The organism is Leptolyngbya sp. Heron Island J, from assembly GCF_000482245.1.
In the GTDB taxonomy this organism is placed as follows: Bacteria; Cyanobacteriota; Cyanobacteriia; order Phormidesmidales; family Phormidesmidaceae; genus Leptothoe.
This window is the reverse complement of sequence record NZ_AWNH01000069.1, coordinates 26,708-48,946: the sequence shown is the minus strand read 5'-3', so window position 1 is coordinate 48,946 and position 22,239 is coordinate 26,708. Positions and strand designations below refer to the sequence as shown.

Sequence of the window (22,239 nt, the reverse complement as noted above, 5' to 3'; positions counted from 1 at the left end):
GGAGATTCACATAGAAATTGTTGTAACGACTGTGAATTTGGCAAGCCAACAACTTTAGCAATAGCCGGTAAGGATTTGCGCTTAACCTCTGAAATCAGACCCACATGTAAATGTTTGAAGGCCTCAAAACTTCTGACTTCAGCGAACAGGTCTCGATAGGACTCGCAGTAGTCATCGATAAATTTGACGGTAGGTTGAGCAGCTCGGGGTGTCACCATGAGTACGGTTTGACCAACTTGGGCCGATAGCTACTCCTATTTTATACTGCTAGAGTCATTAAAGAGCGTTAGGTTCTGGCTTTCCTTGTTCCATATCGGAGACCCAGAACCATGTTTCAAGAAAACCCCACTCAGGGCGCAGGTGCGCTCACTCATCAGCCTGCTGCGCTGCCCGACTATACCTATGAACACGGTCGCCATATGCTGTTTGGCAGCCTCAGCTTTGTGCAGCTCACCATCAAGCTGCTGCATAAGCTCCACTATGCTGAACCTAACGATTGGAGTCGTCCACTACCCACCGGGCAACCCAATGAAGTGATGGCGATTTTGACTAGGAAGGTGAGAATCGACTAGGGCTGAGTTACGCGATCGCACCATCTTCAGACAGTGCGATCGCATATCACTAAAGCTGTTAATAATGGCTGGGGGAAGTGCGATCGCAAATAAGCAAACCTTCTTACAATAGTCATGTCCCCAATGATTTTGTATAGCAAGCGACAGGTTAGTTAAGATCGTTTCGAATCCTAGAACTTAAAATGTCGTCAATCTTCCTCATTCTTCCAACCTCACCCTTCCGCCCTTAAATCATCTTGGATACGCCCTAAGACCATGCAACTGCTCTCCATCGAAACCACCCCTAGCCCCAACTGCATCAAACTCAATCTAGACGAAACCATTAGCCCCAAAGCACTGACATTGCAAAAAGGCAGTCCTTCACTCGACACCCCCCAGGTAGCGCAACAACTATTAGCCATTGAGGCGATCCAGTCAGTCTTTGTAGTCCAAGATTTCATCACCTTGACCCGTCAGGGCAATGCAGACTGGCAGCCGATTTTAGCAAAAGCAGCCGCTGTTATTGGAGTCGCTGACCAGGCTGATTCCAAGCTCCTCACCCAGGTGGCAGCAGAGCCAACGGTCCCAGACTCATCAAGCCAACCCGCTTCAAATTTGGGCCTGCTCGATGTAGCGGTCCAGATGTTCCGGGGCATTCCCATCCAAGTACGAGCCATAGCAGCCGATGGCCAACAGGCCCGAGTGGCCTTACCCGACCGTTTTGCCCAGACACTTCAGCGAACTATCAGCGCAACAGAAGCGAACTACGTGGCCGAACGACGCTGGGAACCCTATCAAGCCCCAGCCGGTGACCCTGAGCAGGTGGCTCAGCTCGTGGTCGATGAACTGGATAGTTTGTTTGATGCCCAAGACCTCAGCCGCATTGAAGCGGCAGCTGTTGCTGACGGTGCAGCCGCACAATCCCCCACAAATACGACCCAGCAAACACTAATCGCCGAGTTAAGCCACCCTGACTGGAAACATCGACTCAAGGCACTCCAACAAATAGACGTCACCGATGAAACTTTTGCCGCCGTGGTGGCTGTTATTGATGATGAGAACAGTACGATTCGCCGCTGGGCGGCAGCGCTGCTAGGGGCCAGCACCCTGGAGATTGCCGTTGAGCCTCTCTGTCGTCTGGTACGACAAGATCCATCTCCCATGGTCCGTCGCACAGCAGGGGATGCCCTGAGTGATATTGGTGCTACCAGTGCTATGCCCACCATGGCCGAGGCCCTCACTGATAGTTCCAAATTGGTGCGTTGGCGAGCCGCTCGATTTTTAACTGAACTGGGTGATCAGACAGTTGTTGAAGCTCTCCGTCAAGCCGTTGAACAAGAATCTGAGTTTGATGTGCAAGTGGAGATGGCAGCGGCCCTGGAGCGAATCGAGGGCGGCGGCGATACCCAGATGCCCATGTGGATGCGGCTTACCCAAGGAATGGGAACAGAGTAATATCAACGTGCCGTCTGAGAGCAGTGCAATTGCACACCGACTATCGCTAAAATTAAAGAATCGAAACTCCCTGGGGCTACTGCCCATGACACCCTTCACCCTCACCCTCAATCCAGTCGTACCGTTGACCCGCGAGCAGTTCTACAAACTGTGCCAGGTTAACCACGACATCCGCATGGAACGTAGCCATACAGGAGACTTAATTTTGATACCACCCACCGGATGGGGCACAGGCAAACGCAATGCTGATTTGACCACAGAACTTAACCTTTGGAATCGCCAGACCAGACTGGGTGTAGTTTTTGATTCTTCTACAGGTTTTTCACTACCTAATGGATCAGACCGTTCACCGGATGTAGCCTGGGTACAAAAATCACGCATCGAAGCTATCGCTCCTGACCCGTCTCGGTTTTTACCTTTAGCGCCTGACTTTGTTATTGAACTCCGTTCAGCAACCGATAAGCTCGCAATTTTACAACAGAAAATGACAGAATACCAGGAGTGCGGCGTGCGTTTGGGTTGGCTGATTGATCCTCAAAATAAACAAGTCGAGATTTATCGGCCAGGACATGCACCTGAGGGACTAAACAATCCTCAACAACTCTCAGGGGAAAAGGTGCTACCCAATTTTGTTCTGAAATTAGCAGATATCTGGGATTCCTAGTACCCAATGGCAGAAACTTGGCAGCTATTGCATCCACCCATCCACCCATCGACTCATCCACATTTGATCGTGGACAAATTTACGACACAGAGTACTAGGATCTTCCCTTATGGATGCCCCACCCTGGCCAGGGACATCCAATCAGAGCCAACTACCATACAATAAAAATGTCCGTCAACCGAGCCTGAGGCTATGCCAGAGCAAACCCGTCAATCGTGGGATTTGGGTCGCTTTTTTGACACCCTCAACTATTTTGACGCCATTCCCATCCTTAGCGCCGTGCAAAACATGTTTTTTGGTTCCCCACCACCACCGCCACCACAGCTTCAAGCTAATATCGTGTTTGACTTTCGTCAGCCGACAGGGCAAATGCGTGACCTCTGGGGTGCCCTGGATGATGTAGTCATGGGCGGTGTTAGCCAGAGCGGCACTCAGCTACAGCCAGCCGGGTTGGCCTTTACGGGATATGTTTCCACTGCAAATTCTGGGGGGTTTGCCTCGGTACGCACTCGCAATTTTGAGCCCCCCTTGGACCTGAGTGCCTACAGCGGCATTGAGCTACGGGTGAAAGGGGATGGACAGCGGTACAAATTCTTTTTGCGGGATGGGGCTGGTTGGGATACGGTGGCCTATGCCTATTCCTTTGATACTGCTAATGGTGACTGGGTAACGGTGCGTATTCCTTTTGCTGACATGAAGGCTGTCCAGCGAGCACGGGTCGTACAGCGACCGCCGATTAATGCGGAACGGATCTACTCCCTACAGCTAATGTTGAGTAAGTTTGAGTACGATCGTCAGCTCAACCCGCACTTTACAGCAGGACCCTTTCAGCTGTTGGTAGAGTCGGTGAAGGTTTATTAGATGGGGAACGAGTAGCGAGTTGAGAGGTGATAATAATTCTCCCCCCATTACTCACTACTCATCGCCTCCTCTAAAACGTTTTTAGACTGACAACAACCTATTCAGCAATTACACCACAGGCTTCGCGAGGACCACCGCCTCCCAAAAGGGCTGGATCATCCGAGAAGTTATCGCCGTTCTTGTGAATCATTAGCGAACGATTGTTGACAAAGCTGACTTCTAGACGAGGAGCCAGAACGGGCATAGTCGCTGTGCCATCTTCTGACACATAGAGAGGCGGCAGGTCACCCAGGTGTCCGGCACTGTAGGGACCTGCATGGGCTCCAACCTCAAAGGGATCAAAATGTCCACCGGCAGCCAGCCCAGCAACAGGTTTACCTTGTTTCAAACCTGGACCACAGGCAGGATTTTGATGAATATGAAATCCGTGCAAACCAGGTGTGAGATTCTCAAGATCGGGCGTAATTAGTAGGCCGTGCTGTGTATCTTTTAATGTCACGGTCCCGACTTCGGCACCGATCCCCCGAGTTTCTGTCAGATTAACGTTGACGGTAGCAATATGATCGTTCGCATAAGCTGGTGTGAGGATGATAGCTAGCACAAGCGCTATCAGAGCCAGTACGGGCGCTGATTTTCTTAGCATGGTGAATGTTTTGACAGGAAATCAAGAGTTGAATTAATCGTTACGGTAATTGCTCAGGATTAGTGAAAAATGAGCATTAACGAATAATTAGCTGGGATACAGCTATATCTCTCTACGCCGGTAATTCTGTTATTCAGCCTGGCTTCAGGGAGAATAACATAAACTTTTGAATAACCTCCCTTAAAGTCTTCTCAAGTTTGTTGAGCCAGGCTACTGATTGTGGTATTCGCCTTGCAAAGTAAGGCAGACAGCAGTAAACCTGTTCAATGTGTGGATGTTACTTATAACTCCGTTGGGTTAGTTCAACATTATCAAAGACCAGTTGCTCTTTATGGAGTTCAGGCGGTTGCTCATCACCGCTATAGGCCCAGGCGGCTACATAGGCATAGTCTTCGTCATTGCGTTTGGCTTCACCATCGCTGGTCTGATATTCTTCGCGGAAGTGACAGCCGCAAGATTCTTCTCGGTTGAGGGCATCACGGGCCATCAGCTCGCCTAATTCTAAAAAGTCGGCCAGACGACCGGCATATTCTAGATTTTTGTTGAGGGTGTTGGCTGCGCCAGGCACCCGCAGATTCTGCCAAAATTCTGCGCGTAGCGATTGGATTTGGCCGATGACGGTTTTAAGGCTGTTGCGATCGCGACTCATGCCCACATGGTCCCACACCAACTGTCCCAGCTCACGATGGAATTGCATCACAGTTTTATCACCCTGAATGCTCAAAAGCTTTTGGATTTTGGTGTTAACGGAAGCTTCAGCTTCGGCAAAAGCATCATGGTGGGTATCGACGGCAGGTAAAGGATTGCGGGCTAAATAGTCACCCAGGGTATAGGGGATGATAAAGTAGCCGTCCGCCAATCCCTGCATTAGAGCGCTAGCGCCCAGGCGGTTGGCTCCATGGTCTGAAAAGTTGGCTTCTCCTAGAACAAACAACCCAGGTACCGTGCTCATCAGATGATAGTCCACCCACAGCCCTCCCATGGTGTAATGCACGGCTGGGTAAATGCGCATGGGTTGTTCATAGGGATTTTCGCCAGTAATGCGTTGATACATTTGGAAGAGATTGCCATAGCGAGATGCGATCGCATCTCGACCATCCCGTGCGATCGCCTCCCTAAAGTCCAGATAGACCGCTCGACCGGTGGTGCCCACACCCCGACCTTGATCGGTCATGTGTTTAGCATTGCGTGAGGCCACATCGCGGGGCACCAGGTTACCAAACGTGGGATAGCGTTTTTCTAAGTAATACTCTCTCTCTGCTTCTGGAATCTCATGGGGCGGGCGAGTATCTCCTGACTTTACTGGCACCCATACTCGACCATCGTTACGTAAACTCTCACTCATCAGCGTAAGTTTAGACTGATAGTCTCCTGATACTGGAATACAGGTGGGGTGAATCTGGGTGTAGGCAGGATTGGCAAAGTAGGCTCCTCGCTTATAGCAGCGCCAGGCGGCAGTTACATTGGAGTTGCGGCCATTGGTGGACAGATTAAAAACATTGCCATAGCCACCCGTACAAAGCAACACCGCATCCCCCTGATGCCGTTCCAGCTCACCTGTAATCAGATTGCGGGTAATAATCCCTCGGGCATGGCCATCAATTACAACCAGATCGAGCATTTCACGCCGGGTAAAAATCTCGATCTGATCAGCCATTTTCATCATGGCGCTGTAGGCCCCCAGCAACAGCTGCTGTCCAGTTTGACCACGGGCATAAAAGGTGCGCGATACCTGTGCCCCGCCAAAAGAACGATTAGCCAAGAGACCGCCATATTCTCTAGCAAACGGGACTCCCTGGGCAACGCAGTGGTCAATAATATGGTTGCTAATCTGGGCAAGACGATACACATTCGACTCACGGGAGCGATAATCTCCTCCTTTAATCGTGTCGTAAAACAATCGCCAGACGCTGTCGCCGTCGTTGGGATAATTTTTGGTGGCGTTAATTCCTCCCTGAGCAGCAATACTATGGGCCCGCCGAGGAGAATCTTGAATACAAAAACTTTTTACCTGGTAGCCTAATTCAGCTAGGGTGGCAGCCGCTGAAGCACCCGCTAACCCAGTGCCAACAATGATCACTGTATGCTTGCGTTTATTGTTGGGATTGACTAGCTGGCAGTGGTCTTTAAAAGTGTGCCACTTATCTTTGAGGGCACCGTGGGGGATGCGAGGATCTAAGGGCATAGGGGTAATGGGAAGACTGTAGCGGAGAAGAGATTAGAGCAGGCGGGTTGAGCTGTGTAACAGGCAAACCGTGTTAGGCAACCAGCCCAAAGTAAATAGCTAACGGTAATACAACAAATCCCAGGGCGATACCCAGGGCTAAGAGAGCACTGATGGTATATGCAGTTGGCCGTACGGCTGCATTTAAGCTGCCTAAGGATTGAAATGCACTCCAGATACCATGACGCAGATGGCTAGCGAGCATGATCATGACTCCGGTGTAGCTAAAGGTGTAGAGGGGCTGGTGAAATTTTTCGATCACCAGACGAGATAAATCTCGAATGTCAGAACCTGGCACGGTGTAGCGGATACCAAACTTAAATGTCAGTAGATGCCAGACTAAAAAACTGCCCAGCACTAAACCAGTCACAATCATCGTCCGTGAACTCAGGGTTTGGTAGCTGGGGGGTCCGGCTGAGGTATAGAGGCTGTATTGCTGAGGGCGGGCTCGTAACCGTCCGAGAAAAATTTGTACTCCCATCACAATGTGAACAATCAAAAAAGCCAGCAACCCAATATCAATCAGCCATAACAGTGGGCCAAGCTGCTCAATGAAGTGGCCATACTGGTTATAGCCATCGACACTGACTAGCAAAACCAGATTGCCGGTCATGTGAATGATGATAAACGTCACCAGGGCTAAGCCGGTGATGCCAGTGAGAAATTTTTTACCAATGGACGACTGACAGAGGGTAAGTAGGTAGTTAGACCCATGGGTGGGCGTAGAAGTCATAGTTGCTCAGGCTGCGCTAGTTCTATTGTGTCTGGTTGGATAGGGGCCGTTGAAAAAATCGCAGGAAAATTATAGAAGGAGGATGGTGTAAGTCAACAAAATGTCTAAAACATTATTGCTAAGGGACATAGATAGTCCCTTAGCTTTTACCATAGGAACTTTATTGGTTTAGTTAAGGGATGCTGGGCATGGACTACACCCTGGTTTCAGAATTGGCGGGCACAGCTGTTGGCACCGCGATGTTGGTGGGGACAGTCATGGCCACCCGCCAAGGTAAACAGCGGGCTCAGCAGACTGCCGAGCTTTCTAAATTAGAATCGGCCAAGACAACGCTAACCCAGCAAGTTACCCAGACTAAAACGCAAAATCAAACCCTGACTGAGGCAATGGCCCTGGCAAAGGATGCCGTGATGGGTCTAGAGCAGCAGGTGAGTGAGCTGAGGGCAGAATGCGATCGCATCACTAAAACCGCTACTGCAGCAGCAGCTCAGGCCACTCAGCTAGAGGGTCAGGTAACTAGCCTAACCGCTGAAAAGCAAACCCTACAGCAAACCCTACAGCAAGAGCAGCAGCGCACCAGCGAGTTAGAAAACTCATTAAAAGCCGCCCAGCAGCAGCTTGGCGAATTAGAAACAGCCCAGCAGCAATTAAATCAGCTACGGCAAGAAACGCGGACCCGCCAGGCGAATTTAGAATCACAGCTGGGCCAATTACAGAAACAAACAGCAACTCAGCAACAGCAGCTCAAAGCTTCAGAAACCGAAAAAAGCCAGTTAAGCCAAACCATTAGGACATTAGAACAAAGTAAACAACAGTTAGAACAGGCTCAAAAAACAGCCCAGGCAGAAGCCGCGCAAGTACAGACAACGATTACGCAGCTAACCCAACAGCTAGAGCAAACCCAAGCAGCGGCCCAGACAGAAACTACCCAGGCACAGACGACTATTGCCCAGCTAAACCGACAGTTAGAACAAGCACAAAAAACAGCACAGGCAGAAGCCGCACAGGCACAAACCAGCATTACTCAGCTTCAACAGCAACTAGAGCAAAGCCAAGCAGCAACTGAGACAGAAACCGCCCAGGCTCAGGCGACTATCATCCAGCTGACCCAGCAGTTAGAACAGGCCCAAGCAAACGCTCAGACAGAGACTACGCAAGCGCAGACAACGATTACACAGCTGAACCAACAGTTAGAACAAAGCCAAGAAACGGCCAAGGCAGAAGCTGCTCAAGCGCAAACAACGATTACGCAACTCCGACAGCAGTTGGAGCAGGCTCAAGCAGCCACTCAAACAGAAGCCAACCAAGCTCAGGCCACCATCGCGCAGCTCAACCAACAGCTAGAGCAGGGTCGGTCACAGTTGGGACAATCGCAGAATCAGACGTCGATTCTAGAGCAGCAGCTGACGACACTAGCAACTGAAAAAGACCAATTAGCTCAAACTGTCACTACCTTAAAGCGAAATATACAGCAGCTAGAGCAGTCCCTTGTCGTAGCACAATCGGAAGATACTCAGGTCCAAACCACAATTACTCAGCTTCATCAACAATTAGAGCAAGCTCGAGAAACCGCCCAGACAGAGATTCACCAGGCCCAGGCCACGATCACACAGCTAACCCAGCAGTTAGCACAAACCAGGGAAACATCCCAAACAGAAGCGACTCAGGCCCAAAGCACCATTGCACAGCTAACCCAGCAGCTAGAGCAAACCCAGGAAACATCCCAGACAGAAGTTACTCAAGCCCAGACCACCATCGCACAGCTGACCCAGCAGTTAGAGCAAACCCAGGAAACATCCCAGGCAGAAGCGACTCAGGCCCAGACCACTATCGAGCAGCTGACCCAGCAGCTAGGGCAAGCGCGTGATCAGCAGACAGTGGCAATCGAGCAGCAAGAACAGGTCGCTCAGCGTCAACAAACTGAACTTGAAAGCCTGGAGCAAGAACGTGACCAGCTCCAGCGTGAAATGGCAGCCAGTCAGACCCAGTTGGCCCAGACCCAGGCTCAGGTTTCAACATTAGAGACAGAATTAGCCCAGGTCCAAAAGTCTTTGGCTGAGACCCAGGTCTCATCTGATCAAGAAACCGCATTACGCCAGCAACTGGAGGAACTCACCCAGGTCCACCAGCAGCTAGTACAGCAAACAGTTCGGCAAACACCCCAACTAGAGCGACAGATAGAAGAGCTAACAGCGATTAATTCTCAGCTAACCCAACAGTTAGGTGCTGCTCAAGAAACCATGGCCGCCCAAACCGATCAGCTCAAGGCGGCAGCCAAAGAACAAACCGCAATGAAGGAAGCTCTGAACATCAGCCAAACGGTCATTGCATCCTTGCAAAAACAGGCTGTCTCCTCGCCATCTCAGCCATCTCAGCCATCCCCTTCGGCCCCGGCACCCACTCCCTCTGCCGATGCCAAACAACAACCTGAACAGGCTACAGAGACAGCGACCTCAGCTGACGCGGCCAATTCTGTGACAACCGGGGGACTCACAGGTAAAAGCTTTGTGATTACCGGCACGCTTAAAGATCTCAGCTATGAACAAGTGACTCAGCTGATCACCAATGCAGGTGGCCGCATCAACAAAATGCCAAGCGGAAAAACTGACTACATTGTTGTTGGTAAAAATCCTGGTAGCAAACTCAAAAAGGCTGAAAAGTACAACACACCCCAGCTGAACGAAGCAGAGCTAAGGGCTTTACTTGATGGGATTTAACTCCCGCAGCTCCCCGGTTTGTACTAAGTCCTTGGCTTATAGCTCTCGACGACACAACAAACCGGGGAGCTCTCCGGGAGTTAATCTTGAATGGTAACAGACACGATTTTGTCGCCGCCCTTAATGGCATTCACAACACTCATGTCTGCAGTTTTACCGAAGACTGTGTGCACTCCGTCTAAATGGGGCTGCGGTGAATGACAAATAAAGAACTGACTACCGCCAGTATCACGACCTGCATGGGCCATGGATAGGCTACCAGCTTCGTGCTTATTAGAGTTAATCTCACATTTGATTTGGTAGCCAGGCCCCCCAGTGCCAGTACCTTTGGGGCAGCCACCCTGAATCATAAAGTTAGGAATGACACGATGAAAGTTCAGACCGTCGTAAAACCCTTCCTTGGATAGCTTGACAAAGTTTGCCACCGTATTAGGAGCATCTTGGTCAAAGAATTCAATATTGATGGTCCCCTTTTCGGTTTCCATGATTGCTTTAGTCATGCAGGCATCCTCGTATAGCAAAGTGAGTTTAAAACCTTTGCCTATGATGGCAGCAAGCGTAGTTTGGCTCAACCTGGGCCCAGGTCTTAACGACGAGGCTTCTTTTTTTGGCTTTTGGCTTTTGGGGCTGGTTTTTTACTCCCTTTGAAGCGGCTCAGGGCAGCACTAGCCGCTGCCACAATACGACTGTCACTATCTCTGAGCGCCTGCCGTAGGAAGGGGATGGCCTTAATCGAGCCGGATTCTTGCAGTGCCATGACAGCCGCCAGACGGACATCGGCATCACTATCTTTGAGCAGCTTACCTAATTGAGGCACAGCCCGTAGCGCATCCTTACGATTGATCCCAGCGGCCTGGCCAAGCTTAGCAGCCGTCTGAGTGAGTTCACTACGGGCACTGCTAGCTGACGTGGCAGGAGCAGCTTTAGCGGACTTGGACGTGGCTGAAGGTGGGGCGGCTGACGGCGATGAGCCAGCAGGGGCGACATCCACGACATCAGGCTCAGGGGAAGCGGGTTCGTTGCCAGCTTCCATCCATGGATCGGGAATGGGGGTGAAGGGATTGACTGGTTGGGTACTTTCAGTGGCAGCCTCTGAAGGCTCAATCGTAGGCGGCGTTGCTACTGCCGTGTCCGTATTTTCTGGGAAGTTATTGATACCGGCAAATACCGCCATGCGGGCTTCGTATTCAGCCTCTAGTTCACGGAGTTGCTGTCCATGGGTATCTTGATAGCGCTCAATTTTGGCAGCCAATTGCTGCTCATAGTCAGCTGCCATTTTTTCTAGGGCTGCGTTTAGATCCTGAGCATGGTCTTCCTGCATACGATTCAGACGGTTGAGGGATTGCTGGAGAGCATTATCCTGGCGACGAATAATCCGCTGCATCAGAAAGGCTGTTACCCCCGAGCCAATGCCTAACCCAATTAGTACGCCTATCCCTGCTTGTGTTGCCATGGCAGCGTTGCCTCAACTATAGTCACGTTTCGAAACCAGCTGGATTATCCCCCATGATGGCAAAATTTGACATCGGTTTAATATCAGTTGGACGTTGGTGATGTATTACACCTCATTAAACTATGGTTGCAGATTTGTTTAATATGATCTGCTTCAAATAATTTGCATTACCGTGTAGGTATCCAAATTCAAGTTTGAAGGAGATAGGTATCGTTGACTGAGGCACTTAAATTAGATTCATCAGGGGATGCGATCGCAACCGGTCAGACAGACACTCAGGTAGATAGTCAGACAGACGAACAGGCATTGGAACTAGCGATGGCGATCGCCAATGCCGCCGATGATCGAAAAGCAGAGGACATTTCTATTCTTCAGGTGGGTGACACATCCTATCTTGCTGACTATTTTGTGATTGCCACCGGATTTACCAATGTCCAAGTTCGCGCCATTGCCCGCTCCATTGAATCCACCATCGAAACAGACTGTGGTCGTTCTCCACTACGTATAGAAGGCGCAGAAGAGGGCAAGTGGGTGATCTACGATTACGGCGAGGTCATTGCCCATATTTTCCAACCACGGGAGCGAGAATATTACGACCTAGAAGCGTTTTGGGGCCATGTCAAACGCATTGAGTTTATCCCCAAACCACCCACTAGCCTGGGACCATAGCCCTAACAGATTGCATACTCTATGATGAAGTTATCAACTTGTATCCATTGGCTATGAAACGCTCTGCACCGCGCTGTCCTGTTCCTGTCGAGCAGCTGCCGATTCGAGAATATGAGGAAATGCGAGAGTCCTGGTTTTACAGCTGGGGAGCCCGCGATCTGCGTGGTTATACGGTGCCCGTTCTGGTAGTTTGGGGTCTGAGCTGGTTAGTTTCTGGCCCGATCGCGGCAGCCAGTTATGCACCAACCGAGGTTTTGAATAAATTTTTAATTAGCGCCGCATTAGGAGCCTTAGTGGTGCCAGCGCTGACCCTGCTACAGCTTTATGTCGGATGGTCCCATGTGGGACAACGATTACAAATTAAGGACCTACCCTACGAAGAATCAGGCTGGTACGACGGTCAAATATGGACAAAACCCGATGACATCTTTAACCGCGATCGTCTCATCGTCGACTATCAGGTGAGACCAATTTTGAATCGGTTGCGAAAAACCTTTGGCATCATGGCTGGCTGTCTAGTGCTGGGGATGTTTGGGTGGTCGCTATTTTAAGGCCCCGTTTAACGTTCTCCTAATTTCCTAAAAATCAGGCAAAGTACTGGTCTTTGCTGGGTGCGTTCTGATTCTGTTGATCAATTTTCCAGTACTGTCTACCTGGTCACGTTTCTAGCTGTTTCAATCAAAATCTATGTCTAGGCCAAGCCGTATTTCCACTGCCCCCTTAGCGGTTCAGCTGCTAAGAGAAGGGATTGTTGAGTCTGCCCACCAAGTTCATGCAGCAGTGGCCGATAGTCGTGGGCGGCTACTGTCAGTAGCGGGTGATGGCGACAATGCCAGCTTTATTCGCTCGGCACTCAAGCCATTTCAAGCAATGGCTGTAACCGCCACGGGGGCCTTAGATGCCTTTAAGATGACGGACAAGGATCTGGCTGTCATCTGTGGGTCTCACCAAGGGTTAACCCATCAGGCACGACAGGTGTTTGGCATTCTCTGGCGAGCTGATTTAGAACCCACCTGTTTACAATGCCCCATCCCCCACGGCAAAAAAAGCCGTTTGGAGCATAATTGCTCTGGTAAACATGCTGGCATGCTCGCCGTCTGTAAACAGCAAGGATGGGAACTAACTACCTATTTAAATCGCAATCATCCCCTACAAAAACTCATTCTCGATCGGTTTGCAGGGCTACTAGGCATGCCAGCCGATGAATTTATTGCTGCCCATGACGACTGCGGTGCCCCCACCTACTTTATTCAGCTGCAGCAGATGGCCACGCTATACGCCAAGCTGGCTTCGGGGGAAAACCTTGAGATGGAACGGGTGGTTCGGGCCATGACCCATCATCCAGATATGGTGTCAGGACCTCAAGGGTTTGATACCGAGTTAATGCGGCTCACGCAGGGGGAAATCCTGAGTAAGTCTGGCGCGGAAGGAGTCCAGTGCATTAGTCGAGTCGGTGAGGGGTTAGGACTGGCGATCAAAGTCGTGGACGGCTCCAAACGCGCTAAGCGTGCAGCAGCCTTGCATGTGCTCCGACAGCTGGGGTGGATTTCTCCGGACATTGCTGACACTCTTGCTGAGACCTATCTCAATCTCAGTAACTACAAGCGATTGGATATGGTCGGTGAAATCGCCCTGGTTTAGCGTCAAAGCCTGATAAAACCAGCCAGACGAGCTGAGGTTTTTGGAGATTAGAAAAATTGGCAAAAAAGTATTGCGGTTTACACACTACATCGTTATAGTAGTAAAGCGCTGACGCGGGGTAGAGCAGTCTGGTAGCTCGTCGGGCTCATAACCCGAAGGTCGTTGGTTCAAATCCGGCCCCCGCCACCAATAAAAAATAAGGGACTGAAACGATGTTTCAGTCCCTTATTTTTTGCTCAGTTTTTTCCTGACAGCCTGATGTAACTCGCCAAACTGACTGAAAATGTTAACTTAAGTAAAGTGGTCGCTTTGCTGTTCTTGGTTATGACGCTTTTGTTTGTCCGTCGTTGGGTTAGCCGGTTGATTGTGCCCATGCTGTTGGTCAGTGTGCTGGTGTTGGGGCCATCGTCACCAGCCCAAGCGCTGGGGGGTGAGCAAGTGCCCTTGGGAGAGCCTGCGCCTGGGTTTACCCTGCCAACCAATATTGGCGATGGGGAGATTTCCCTGTCGGATTATTTGGGGCAGTGGGTTGTTCTGTATTTCTACCCTAAGGATTTCACCCCTGGCTGTACGCTAGAGGCACAACGTTTTCAGCGGGATTTGCCAGAGTTTATTCAACGAAATACCCAGGTGATTGGTGTCAGTGCTGACGATGTGGATAGCCATGCCGAATTTTGTGATTCGGAAGGTCTCCGGTTTCCGTTGTTGGCGGATACGGATGGTGCGGTGAGTCGTGCCTATGGCTCTTGGATGAAACCTATGTCCATGCGACACACCTATTTGATTGATGCGGACGGGACGATGCGCGAGCGTTTCCTGGGTGTACGTCCGGTGCTCCATAGCCAGGAGGTTCTGGCCCGCTTGGACGAACTACAGCAGGCCTAGGTGTTTACGTATTTTTTTGTAGGGGCGTTCCATGGAACGCCCCTACAAAATAGCCCGGAAATATTCGCGCCGCATGGTTGCGATCGCATCAATCGAAATCCCCTTCGGGCATACCGCCTCACATTCTCCGTGATTAGAACAATCACCAAAGCCCTCGGCAGACATCTGCTCAGTCATCTTGAGTACGCGCTGTTGGCGCTCAGGATGCCCCTGGGGTAACAGCGCCAGATGCGCCACCTTAGCCGCTGTAAATAGTGAGGCAGACGCATTGGGGCAGGCCGCAACACAGGCACCACAGCCAATACAGGTAGCATAATCAAAAGCTGATTGAGCCTGAGCAGGAGCCACTAGAATACTGTTCGCCTCAGGCGCTGACCCCGTTTTAACCGAGATAAATCCGCCAGCTGTCATAATGCGATCAAAGGCACTGCGATCCACAACTAGATCTTTAACAATCGGCAATGCCTGAGCCCGCCACGGTTCGATCACAATCGTATCGCCATCGTCAAAATTACGCATATAGAGCTGACAGGTAGCCGTACGCTGCTGCGGTCCGTGGGCTTGACCATTGATCATCAAATCGCAGGAACCACAGATGCCTTCTCTACAATCGTGGTCAAACTCAACAGGGTCCTGCCCCGCTGCTATTAGCTGTTCATTCAACAAATCCAGCAATTCTAAAAAGGACATATCAGGAGACACCCCAGACAGCTGATAGTCCTTCAAATGACCAGACTGTTCAGGGTTAGATTGTCGCCAAACTTTAAGCTTTAGCTGCATGTTTCGCCATTGCTGGATTACAAAAACAGCAGCAACATCGAATGTCTCTCTGTGCTGCTGACAGATTCATAATACGCCCAAGCATTATTTGTGGCCACAGAATAATCCGACATTACGCTGAAGAAATTGGGCCTTAATGCGCTGCGGACTCGGACTATTTTCCCCACAGTCCGCAAATTCCCAGAACTTTTTATCGCAACTTCAGAAATGCATCAATCAAATCTCCTTGGTGCTACTGGCGATTTTGTTGTCACAATTCTTTAGCTTATATGACAGATGTACTCGTGATGTTTGAACACACTGACTCGAACTGAGGTTATCTTGTCATGATGAATCGTGTTTGGTTACTAGCCGCTACGACTGTCGGAGTAGTTCTCTCTAATACGCAAGTATCTTTTGCTCAAACTGTTACCTATGACTTTACTGTTGACGTAACATCAGGCCCACTCTCAGGCGAAAGCTACGTGGGGGAAACGTCTGTGGATATTACCAATCTGTTGTTGGAAGGTAATGAAACAGTCCAGTCAACATCGATCACATTCAATTTTGGCAATGTTGAATTTACCGAAGCTGACGATGTGCAAGATCTTGATGCTCGCTCACCGAGAGCCAACTTTCAGGACGATAATTTCCTAGGCAATACGTACATTGTGTCGCGCTTTGGTAACAGGCCAATAGAGATTCCTTTGATCGACAATGTTCCAGTTGATGGATTTGCCATTGACAACAGTGAATTTGGCTATGTTGTGGGGGCCGATCTTTATCGAGGGGTTGTTAACTATGCATTGCCCCTCGACTCGGATACCCCCAATGCTCAGCCAGTGCCAGAGCCTTCTTTGTGGTTGGGATTTATCCTGGTTGGCTACTGGCTCAGGCGTCGTCTAGCCTAGCAACAACCGCCGCCATCATAAAACCAGGTTGAGGGAGTTAAGACAATCTCCTTGGGGAAACTGCTAGCTAATTTCGCTGCTGTTTTATCACAGACGGCGAGAGGAACACCTGGTTGCATAATATGTCCAGCCTGGTCATCCAGGTACTCTTCAGTACCGGCATAGATTGCTGTTTTACCAGTAAAAACACAGGCTCCATCGGGAGGAATCGGCACCTTAAAGGCAACTGAATCTAAGCTTTCTAGCAACAGAGGCTGATCAAGTTTGTAGGTTTCTTGGTCTAGTAGACGGTAGGGTCGTCGGGCTCGAATTTCTACTTGGCCAAACCCTGTGTCAATCAGCGCCTGAACATAATCGTTATAGGTCAGGGCTCCGGATAAACATAGGGCTCGCAGCCGCTCATCCTGTTGTAAATGAGGTGGGATGGGTCGGGTGGCAATGGGGTCGCTCATTACCAAGCGGCCACCGGGTTTGATCACTCGATAGGCTTCTTTGAGGGCTCGTGCTAGATCCGCAGGTTCAAAAATGTTGAAAAGACAATTTTGGGCCATGACATCGACGGAATTGTCAGGCAGTGGCAGGTTGAAGGCATCACCCTGGCGAATGTCGACAAAGCTGGTGTCGAACCATTCATTCTCTTGGGCGGCAATGGCTAAATTACGCTGGGCCGCTGCCCTCATAGCATCCACAGGATCAACGGCAATCACTGCTTGGGGTCGTCGGGAAAAATAGGCAAATTGTAGGGCTTCAATCCCACCACCAACACCCACATACAGAACTGTTGGATCACCGGATAATTCCGATGGATGCACCGTCGTGCCACAGCCATAGTTCATTTCTTGCATGAGGGTCGGAACGTTGAGGCCTGGCAGTTGGAGTGGAGTGCTCTGTACACAGCACAGACCCACCATTGGATCTTCGGCTACGTCACTGTAAAACTGAGCGGTGGTTTCAAGGTAGCTCATGCAATTCTCCTTAGGAAAAGACAGGGTGCGAGGATTGTTTGATTGTATGCAGATACATGGATGCTATTAACTCCCATGGAGCTGAAAATATCCTGAAAATCCGCTGAAACCGCAGTGATGGGTATCGCTGCTATGGGACTGTATGGGATTTTGACACTGCTAATAGATAGAGGGGGGCTGCTGGCTGATGTCTAGCTCAAAGCAGTACCGTCCCTGGGGATGCTGCCAGGCCTGGTTGTTGGTATGAGCTAGTCTATAGGTGCTGCTATCGGTAGCAAAGTCAGCGCAGAGCTGGTAGAGAATATCGTCAATTTTGCTGTAAGAATAGGGTTCTTGGGTGATTGGGTCCTGGCGTTGATCGATGTTGTCCAAGGCATCAGGTAGGACGTAGTCTTCCTGATCTTGATTTTGCCAATAGAGGGTATTTGCGATCGCATGTAAATCTTCTAATCGCTGCCGATCGCTCGTAATCAGCCGTTGTTGGCCCGGGGTGCCCAACATCCAAAAACCGGCTATGGCCCCAGCAGCGACAGCGATGGTTGCCAGGGCAGCAAAGGTACGATCAAATGCTGAATGGTTCATAGTGGTCAAGTAGGTATTGGGCAACTTGCCCTGAGCCTATCGCAGGGGGAGTTAGGCCTGGGCCGGACGTCGTTGAACCCATTGGTAGTAATACGTTAAGATGCTGCCATCAATGGCTAAGATGACCAACACCTTGAGCACAAATCGTGGGGTTAAGTCGCCGCTGAAAAACGATGCAAGAAAGAATATCAAGGTGCCAATGCCCACCAAGGCAATTATAAGTAACGCTATATAGGTGAGCCACTTGCGTACACCGGAGTAGGTTTTTTCCCGGTAGACCGCCAGATCCTTAAGAACCATACGCATCAATAGCAGATATACCGGATAGGCCACCAACAGACGGGCCAGGCAAAACGCTACCTGTAAGGAAGTGTCACCATTGCCCCGGTTGAGGGGATCTGGGATCACATGGTTGATCAAAATGAACCCAATTTCACCCAGTGCCTGGGTCCATATGCCTAGGGTGACAAATGAAAGCAAATAAACAAAGGCATCTCGCGCAGCTTCGCCTTGCCCCCCAGAGGGCGAGGGAATGGGTATGCCCACCAGCTCTTCGTAGACAACAAAATAGGCGCGCTCAATTTCTCGCTGGGGCCAGCCAAAATTCCGTAGTAGCGTACTAATAAACTCGTCGGAAGCTCCTTGACTGCGGGCAGCTGCGATAAAATTCACCAGTTCCGAACGATTTTTAGGCTGGCTAAGGGGCTGTTCAGAAGCACTGTCCGCAGTATCTTTCAATGGGTCTTGGAATCTATCTGGATCCATAGGAATTGCGATAGGGGCTGCGAGCTCCAGGCCATGGACCTGGAGAGCTTTGGGGCAGATCAAAGAGATGCTTTTGACGATCATAAATGACCAGACCACGGGCCTGATAATTTTTGAGGGCATGGGGACCATCAATCGAATTGGTGTGTACCCAAACTCGGCTTGATGTCAACTCCCAAGCTGTTTTTAGGGCTAGGGTAAGTAGATAGCCACCATGTCCCTGGCCAATAAATTGAGGCAGTAGACCAAAGTATTCAATTTTAGCGCTGCGATCGGGCTGTTGAGAGATTTCAAAGTAACCGGCTGGCCCACCTTTAACATATCCAACCCAAATGCGAACTGCATCCTGGCTGAGATAGTCGAGCCACTGTTGATAGGTCCAACGTAGACGGTCCATCCAGTACCATGAGCCACCGACCGCCGTGTAGAGAAATCGCTGAAATTCTGGACAGGGGACAACGGCTTCCATCAGGGTCAGCTCTGTTGGTAGCGAAGGGTTCAACTGCTCCACCGCAAGCATTTCTAGATAGGTTGTCGTCACCTCTAGTCTGGCCATTTCGTTGATAGTTATAAGTTTGGGGTTTTGGATTATGAGTTGCAGCGCCAACTTAAAACCCATCATTCAACCGTATGCACCTAGGATGGGCGCAAACCCTCAAGCTTGGTTTTCAAAGTATCGGTCTGTTCAATTAAATCAGACTGGGAGAGTTCTGATTGTTCTCCTGAAGTCAGCCACTTTAGCTGGACTGTCCCCATCTCAGCTTCAGCATCGCCCAGGATCAAGCAGCCAATAGCCCCGCTGCGGTCGGCCCGTTTAAACTGTTTGCCAAAGGCACTCCCACTTAGATCAACCTCTACGGAAAACCCCTGATGTCGGAGTTTTTGCGCCAAAACCGTAGTAGCCGGTTCTGCTTTTTCACCACGGGAAACAATGTAGAAATCCAGGGCAGGAGCGGCAATACTTTGCAATTGCTGTAGCAAAATTGTGAGCCGCTCCAATCCGATGGCAAAGCCAATGGCAGGCACGTCTGGACCGCCCAGCTGTTGCACCAGGCCATCATAGCGACCGCCACCGCAGACAGTAGCCTGGGCTCCCAAGTCCGCTGACATAATCTCAAAAGCGGTGTGAGTATAGTAGTCCAGACCTCGCACCAGTCGGGGGTTGACGGTAAAGTCAATGCCTAGAGTGCTGAGCTGCTGTTGCACCTGCTCAAAGTGACGCTGAGAGTCATCGCTGAGATGGTCTAAAAGATTGGGGGCATCTTTGACAATTTCCTGGGTGCGGCTGTCTTTACTATCTAAAATACGCAGGGGATTACGGGTGAGACGCTCCTGGGAATCGCTATCGAGGTCGGTTTTGTAGGGGGTGAGATAGCTAACCAGGGCCTCGCGATAGGCCTGACGGTCTGCACCATTGCCCACTGAGTTGAGATCGAGGCTCAGAGATTTTAGACCCAGGGTGTGGAGGATATCGGTTGCGATCGCAATTACCTCCACATCTGCTCTTGGATCACGACTTCCCAAAATCTCCACATCCAGCTGATGAAACTGCCGCTGTCGTCCTTTTTGCGGACGTTCATAACGAAAGGCCGGGCCAGTGTGCCACAGACGCTGCACCCCGCCACTGGCAAATAACTTATTGCTAATAAAAGCCCGCACCAGACCAGCCGTAATTTCAGGCCGCAGGGTAATTGAACGCCCCCCCCGATCCTCAAAGGAATACATTTCCTTACCAACCACATCGGTCGCTTCACCAATCCCCCGCGCAAACAGCTCCGTCTGCTCAAACATAGGAGGACGAATTTCCCGATAAGCCGCGCGATTGAGAACATCACGCGCTATGGCTTCCACATGCTGCCACACCGTCACCTCATCGGGCAGAATGTCACGGGTACCTCGCAGGGCCTGGATATTGCTCATCAGTGGACGGTTAAAAATATATGGGCATTGCCCACACTACCAAATGATCTTCAACTTAAGCAGATTAAATATATGGATGTCATCATGCTAGTAGGCTGAACCCACCTCACAAGCTGTACATGTTGCCGTTGCTGATTTAGCCCATGAGCCGAACGCTATATATCCGCATCCTGCCAATGAACTCATAGTTCGCATCAGCAACGCCCACACTTTAATCAAGAGGCTAGCTCTTGCTGACCGTCCACATTGGGTAAGTTACAGCAATTCACATCGTCAATGCAGACCTTTCCCCACTTCAACGCCCAACGTACTAAGGCCACTCGATTACCGGTAGCTGTTTTATTCAGAACATTGCTGATGTGATTATCAACCGTACGTTTACTGATATCTAACTGAGTAGAGATTTCTTGATTGGTTAAGCCAGCGGCAACCAGATCAACAATTTGCAATTCCCGTTCCGACAAAGGAGCTTGCTCTTTTTCCTGAGAAGATTGGCTAGCTGACATGGAAATACCCTTCGCTCACTGCGTATATATGCTTAGTCATGCCTCCATCATAACTATTTTTAGATAAGGCGTATCGGTAAGCTTTTTTACTTAATCTGCCCTGATTTCTCCATAGATAATTGGAGCAAGAATTTTCACCATCTAACGCCTGACTAACTGTCGTGTCCATTTCCAGAATCCGGTGAGTCGACGACCCAGATTCAGTAATTCAGGCGCAACGGTATCACTTTCAACCGCTGGCGTAAATTGTTCCTGCAACAGTTCCCGTAAACGATTGCTAGTCAGGGGACGATTCAGTCGGCCCCGTTGAGCAATTGAAATGGAGCCCGTTTCCTCAGAAACGACAATACACAAGCAATTATCAATCCGTTCAGTAATCCCCATAGCCGCGCGGTGACGAGTGCCCAGCTGGCGGGAGGCGATCCGTTCTGAAATCGGCAAAATCACCCCTGCAGACACAACCCGAGAAGCACGGATGAGAATGGCACCGTCATGGAGTAGGGTGCTGGTTTGAAAAATGGTTTGAATCAATTCCTTGGATAGGTCAGCATTGAGCCGCACCCCAGGCACGGAAAAGTCATTTTCATCAATGGGTGGACCCAGCTCCAAAATCATCAGCGCCCCTGTACGTTTCTGCGAAAGCTCACGGACAGCATCCACCAGCTCATCAATGACGCCATCTGGACGGGAGGTGGGGGTACGACTCGACGAAAACAGCTGCATCAGCTCACCCCGCCCTAACAATTCCAGAAACCGGCGAATTTCTGCCTGCAGCATCAGGGCCATGGCAACAGCCGCCCCAAAGGATAAATTAGTCAGCACAAAGCCAAGCAGCGATAGCCTTAGTACATGGCTAAGGACGGCGGCCAGCATCAGCACAATGAGGCCTCGAATCATCCATAGGTTACGGCGTTCGCCAATAACCACCAGCATTAGGTAGATGAGAACGAGAACGAGGGCGATGTCAATGATATGGACAAACAGACCTAGCAAGTGTCAGCCCCAACCTGGGTTTTCAATATAAGGGTTCAATAGCGCGTTAAACGCCCAGCTGCATATTCCAACAAACCACTGCTTACGGTAGCGGAACTGGCTACATGTCCTGAGTCTCACTTTGAGCAGGCCGCTGCGGTTGTGATTAGATGTCGCCGCTAATTGCACTTACGAGATGTCATAGGGAATCTCAGGATGCACCTAGTTCAAAACTTAAGCACTACAGGATGCAGATGTCCCCGGATGGGTTAATAGCTGTAGGCATGGGCATGCTACAGAATTGGCTAATTTCAAGACTACCCAAGATGGTCTATGACCTGTATCTGGGCTTTGGTGTCTTTA

The 22,239-nt window shown here is 50.3% G+C and carries 23 protein-coding genes, 1 tRNA gene and 1 pseudogene; 11 read left to right on the top strand and 14 right to left on the bottom strand.

All coding sequences use genetic code 11. From position 1 onward, the window contains the following. Positions 1-218 (bottom strand): annotated as a pseudogene (locus N836_RS58585) (IS701 family transposase); the annotation flags it as partial. A 111-nt stretch (positions 219-329) separates the two neighbouring features. Here N836_RS58585 and N836_RS58580 point away from each other — a divergent pair. The 4 genes from N836_RS58580 to N836_RS58565 all read left to right on the top strand — a co-directional run bounded on the left by N836_RS58580 (position 330) and on the right by N836_RS58565 (position 3,531). Next, a complete protein-coding gene (locus tag N836_RS58580; RefSeq protein WP_023074145.1) occupies positions 330-572 on the top strand; it encodes a hypothetical protein in 243 nt (80 codons plus the stop codon). Between the two features lie 255 nt (positions 573-827). Then, positions 828-2,006 (top strand): virulence factor, encoded by a 1,179-nt coding sequence (locus tag N836_RS58575; protein WP_023074144.1) that lies wholly within the window; start codon positions 828-830, stop codon positions 2,004-2,006. A gap of 85 nt (positions 2,007-2,091) precedes the next feature. Further along, a complete protein-coding gene (locus N836_RS58570) occupies positions 2,092-2,670 on the top strand; it encodes a Uma2 family endonuclease (protein WP_023074143.1) in 579 nt (192 codons plus the stop codon). Between the two features lie 192 nt (positions 2,671-2,862). Then, complete coding sequence (locus N836_RS58565) at positions 2,863-3,531, top strand: CIA30 family protein (RefSeq protein WP_023074142.1); 669 nt, start codon at positions 2,863-2,865, stop codon at positions 3,529-3,531. A gap of 97 nt (positions 3,532-3,628) precedes the next feature. Here N836_RS58565 and sodC read toward each other — a convergent pair whose 3' ends face one another. The 3 genes from sodC to N836_RS58550 form a co-directional block, all read right to left on the bottom strand. After that, positions 3,629-4,174, bottom strand: a complete 546-nt coding sequence (gene sodC / locus N836_RS58560) for a superoxide dismutase family protein (protein ID WP_023074141.1) — start codon at positions 4,172-4,174, stop codon at positions 3,629-3,631. Between the two features lie 277 nt (positions 4,175-4,451). Beyond that, positions 4,452-6,359 (bottom strand): fumarate reductase/succinate dehydrogenase flavoprotein subunit, encoded by a 1,908-nt coding sequence (locus tag N836_RS58555; protein ID WP_023074140.1) that lies wholly within the window; start codon positions 6,357-6,359, stop codon positions 4,452-4,454. Positions 6,360-6,432: 73 nt separating this feature from the next. Further along, positions 6,433-7,131 (bottom strand): succinate dehydrogenase cytochrome b subunit, encoded by a 699-nt coding sequence (locus tag N836_RS58550; protein ID WP_023074139.1) that lies wholly within the window; start codon positions 7,129-7,131, stop codon positions 6,433-6,435. A gap of 188 nt (positions 7,132-7,319) precedes the next feature. On the opposite strand from N836_RS58550, the gene N836_RS58545 reads away from it, so the two are divergent. Next, the gene (locus tag N836_RS58545; protein WP_161634996.1) at positions 7,320-9,848 is read left to right on the top strand and encodes a BRCT domain-containing protein; all 2,529 of its coding nucleotides are present in this window, start codon (positions 7,320-7,322) and stop codon (positions 9,846-9,848) included. 80 nt (positions 9,849-9,928) lie between these two features. Here the strand turns inward: N836_RS58545 and N836_RS58540 are convergent, their stop codons facing one another. Together N836_RS58540 and N836_RS58535 are read right to left on the bottom strand one after the other, a co-directional pair. Next, the gene (locus N836_RS58540) at positions 9,929-10,348 is read right to left on the bottom strand and encodes a peptidylprolyl isomerase (protein ID WP_023074137.1); all 420 of its coding nucleotides are present in this window, start codon (positions 10,346-10,348) and stop codon (positions 9,929-9,931) included. A gap of 86 nt (positions 10,349-10,434) precedes the next feature. Continuing rightward, positions 10,435-11,301, bottom strand: coding sequence for a HEAT repeat domain-containing protein (locus tag N836_RS58535; RefSeq protein WP_023074136.1), 867 nt, complete (start codon positions 11,299-11,301; stop codon positions 10,435-10,437). Positions 11,302-11,514: 213 nt separating this feature from the next. Here N836_RS58535 and rsfS point away from each other — a divergent pair, with 213 nt between their 5' ends. The 5 genes from rsfS (at position 11,515) to N836_RS58510 (ending at position 14,496) form a co-directional block, all read left to right on the top strand. Further along, complete coding sequence (gene rsfS, locus N836_RS58530) at positions 11,515-11,970, top strand: ribosome silencing factor (RefSeq protein ID WP_023074135.1); 456 nt, start codon at positions 11,515-11,517, stop codon at positions 11,968-11,970. Between the two features lie 53 nt (positions 11,971-12,023). Further along, entirely contained in the window at positions 12,024-12,521 is a 498-nt protein-coding gene (locus N836_RS58525) for a CGLD27 family protein (protein WP_023074134.1), read from the top strand. 136 nt (positions 12,522-12,657) lie between these two features. Next, a complete protein-coding gene (locus N836_RS58520; RefSeq protein WP_023074133.1) occupies positions 12,658-13,611 on the top strand; it encodes an asparaginase in 954 nt (317 codons plus the stop codon). 112 nt (positions 13,612-13,723) lie between these two features. After that, a tRNA-Met gene (locus N836_RS58515) sits at positions 13,724-13,800 on the top strand. A gap of 135 nt (positions 13,801-13,935) precedes the next feature. Continuing rightward, positions 13,936-14,496 (top strand): peroxiredoxin, encoded by a 561-nt coding sequence (locus N836_RS58510; protein ID WP_023074132.1) that lies wholly within the window; start codon positions 13,936-13,938, stop codon positions 14,494-14,496. Between the two features lie 42 nt (positions 14,497-14,538). Here the strand turns inward: N836_RS58510 and N836_RS58505 are convergent, their stop codons facing one another. After that, the gene (locus tag N836_RS58505) at positions 14,539-15,276 is read right to left on the bottom strand and encodes a succinate dehydrogenase/fumarate reductase iron-sulfur subunit (protein WP_023074131.1); all 738 of its coding nucleotides are present in this window, start codon (positions 15,274-15,276) and stop codon (positions 14,539-14,541) included. A 326-nt stretch (positions 15,277-15,602) separates the two neighbouring features. Here N836_RS58505 and N836_RS58500 point away from each other — a divergent pair, with 326 nt between their 5' ends. Next, on the top strand, positions 15,603-16,166 hold the full coding sequence (locus N836_RS58500; RefSeq protein ID WP_152532202.1) for a hypothetical protein: 564 nt from the start codon (positions 15,603-15,605) through the stop codon (positions 16,164-16,166). Here the strand turns inward: N836_RS58500 and arsM are convergent. The 7 genes from arsM to cdaA form a co-directional block, all read right to left on the bottom strand. After that, positions 16,163-17,131 (bottom strand): arsenosugar biosynthesis arsenite methyltransferase ArsM, encoded by a 969-nt coding sequence (gene arsM / locus N836_RS58495; protein WP_023074129.1) that lies wholly within the window; start codon positions 17,129-17,131, stop codon positions 16,163-16,165. The genes N836_RS58500 and arsM overlap by 4 nt on opposite strands. A gap of 159 nt (positions 17,132-17,290) precedes the next feature. Beyond that, the gene (locus N836_RS58490; RefSeq protein ID WP_023074128.1) at positions 17,291-17,713 is read right to left on the bottom strand and encodes a hypothetical protein; all 423 of its coding nucleotides are present in this window, start codon (positions 17,711-17,713) and stop codon (positions 17,291-17,293) included. A gap of 51 nt (positions 17,714-17,764) precedes the next feature. Continuing rightward, a complete protein-coding gene (locus N836_RS58485; RefSeq protein ID WP_023074127.1) occupies positions 17,765-18,478 on the bottom strand; it encodes a DUF5671 domain-containing protein in 714 nt (237 codons plus the stop codon). Beyond that, the gene (locus N836_RS58480; RefSeq protein ID WP_031293307.1) at positions 18,465-19,034 is read right to left on the bottom strand and encodes a GNAT family N-acetyltransferase; all 570 of its coding nucleotides are present in this window, start codon (positions 19,032-19,034) and stop codon (positions 18,465-18,467) included. The genes N836_RS58485 and N836_RS58480 overlap by 14 nt, the downstream gene beginning before the upstream one ends. An 80-nt stretch (positions 19,035-19,114) precedes the next feature. Then, positions 19,115-20,398 carry a histidine--tRNA ligase gene (hisS, locus tag N836_RS58475; RefSeq protein ID WP_023074125.1) on the bottom strand — a complete coding sequence of 428 codons (1,284 nt, stop codon included), beginning with the start codon at positions 20,396-20,398 and terminating at the stop codon, positions 19,115-19,117. A 215-nt stretch (positions 20,399-20,613) separates the two neighbouring features. Next, positions 20,614-20,904, bottom strand: a complete 291-nt coding sequence (locus tag N836_RS58470) for a helix-turn-helix domain-containing protein (protein ID WP_023074124.1) — start codon at positions 20,902-20,904, stop codon at positions 20,614-20,616. Between the two features lie 141 nt (positions 20,905-21,045). Then, a complete protein-coding gene (cdaA, locus tag N836_RS58465; RefSeq protein WP_036053856.1) occupies positions 21,046-21,897 on the bottom strand; it encodes a diadenylate cyclase CdaA in 852 nt (283 codons plus the stop codon). Positions 21,898-22,239: the final 342 nt, after the last annotated feature.

Coding starts and splice junctions, on each gene's coding strand:
- N836_RS58540 (WP_023074137.1), bottom strand. CDS start 10,348: ATGACTAAAGCAATCATGGAAACCGAAAAGGGGACCATCAATATTGAA.
- N836_RS58555 (WP_023074140.1), bottom strand. CDS start 6,359: ATGCCCTTAGATCCTCGCATCCCCCACGGTGCCCTCAAAGATAAGTGG.
- N836_RS58570 (WP_023074143.1), top strand. CDS start 2,092: ATGACACCCTTCACCCTCACCCTCAATCCAGTCGTACCGTTGACCCGC.
- N836_RS58575 (WP_023074144.1), top strand. CDS start 828: ATGCAACTGCTCTCCATCGAAACCACCCCTAGCCCCAACTGCATCAAA.
- N836_RS58535 (WP_023074136.1), bottom strand. CDS start 11,301: ATGGCAACACAAGCAGGGATAGGCGTACTAATTGGGTTAGGCATTGGC.
- N836_RS58545 (WP_161634996.1), top strand. CDS start 7,320: ATGGACTACACCCTGGTTTCAGAATTGGCGGGCACAGCTGTTGGCACC.
- N836_RS58480 (WP_031293307.1), bottom strand. CDS start 19,034: ATGGCCAGACTAGAGGTGACGACAACCTATCTAGAAATGCTTGCGGTG.
- arsM (WP_023074129.1), bottom strand. CDS start 17,131: ATGAGCTACCTTGAAACCACCGCTCAGTTTTACAGTGACGTAGCCGAA.
- N836_RS58580 (WP_023074145.1), top strand. CDS start 330: ATGTTTCAAGAAAACCCCACTCAGGGCGCAGGTGCGCTCACTCATCAG.
- N836_RS58500 (WP_152532202.1), top strand. CDS start 15,603: ATGATGAATCGTGTTTGGTTACTAGCCGCTACGACTGTCGGAGTAGTT.
- N836_RS58470 (WP_023074124.1), bottom strand. CDS start 20,904: ATGTCAGCTAGCCAATCTTCTCAGGAAAAAGAGCAAGCTCCTTTGTCG.
- N836_RS58510 (WP_023074132.1), top strand. CDS start 13,936: ATGACGCTTTTGTTTGTCCGTCGTTGGGTTAGCCGGTTGATTGTGCCC.
- N836_RS58485 (WP_023074127.1), bottom strand. CDS start 18,478: ATGGATCCAGATAGATTCCAAGACCCATTGAAAGATACTGCGGACAGT.
- N836_RS58520 (WP_023074133.1), top strand. CDS start 12,658: ATGTCTAGGCCAAGCCGTATTTCCACTGCCCCCTTAGCGGTTCAGCTG.
- N836_RS58525 (WP_023074134.1), top strand. CDS start 12,024: ATGAAACGCTCTGCACCGCGCTGTCCTGTTCCTGTCGAGCAGCTGCCG.
- N836_RS58565 (WP_023074142.1), top strand. CDS start 2,863: ATGCCAGAGCAAACCCGTCAATCGTGGGATTTGGGTCGCTTTTTTGAC.
- N836_RS58505 (WP_023074131.1), bottom strand. CDS start 15,276: ATGCAGCTAAAGCTTAAAGTTTGGCGACAATCTAACCCTGAACAGTCT.
- N836_RS58550 (WP_023074139.1), bottom strand. CDS start 7,131: ATGACTTCTACGCCCACCCATGGGTCTAACTACCTACTTACCCTCTGT.
- N836_RS58490 (WP_023074128.1), bottom strand. CDS start 17,713: ATGAACCATTCAGCATTTGATCGTACCTTTGCTGCCCTGGCAACCATC.
- hisS (WP_023074125.1), bottom strand. CDS start 20,398: ATGAGCAATATCCAGGCCCTGCGAGGTACCCGTGACATTCTGCCCGAT.
- sodC (WP_023074141.1), bottom strand. CDS start 4,174: ATGCTAAGAAAATCAGCGCCCGTACTGGCTCTGATAGCGCTTGTGCTA.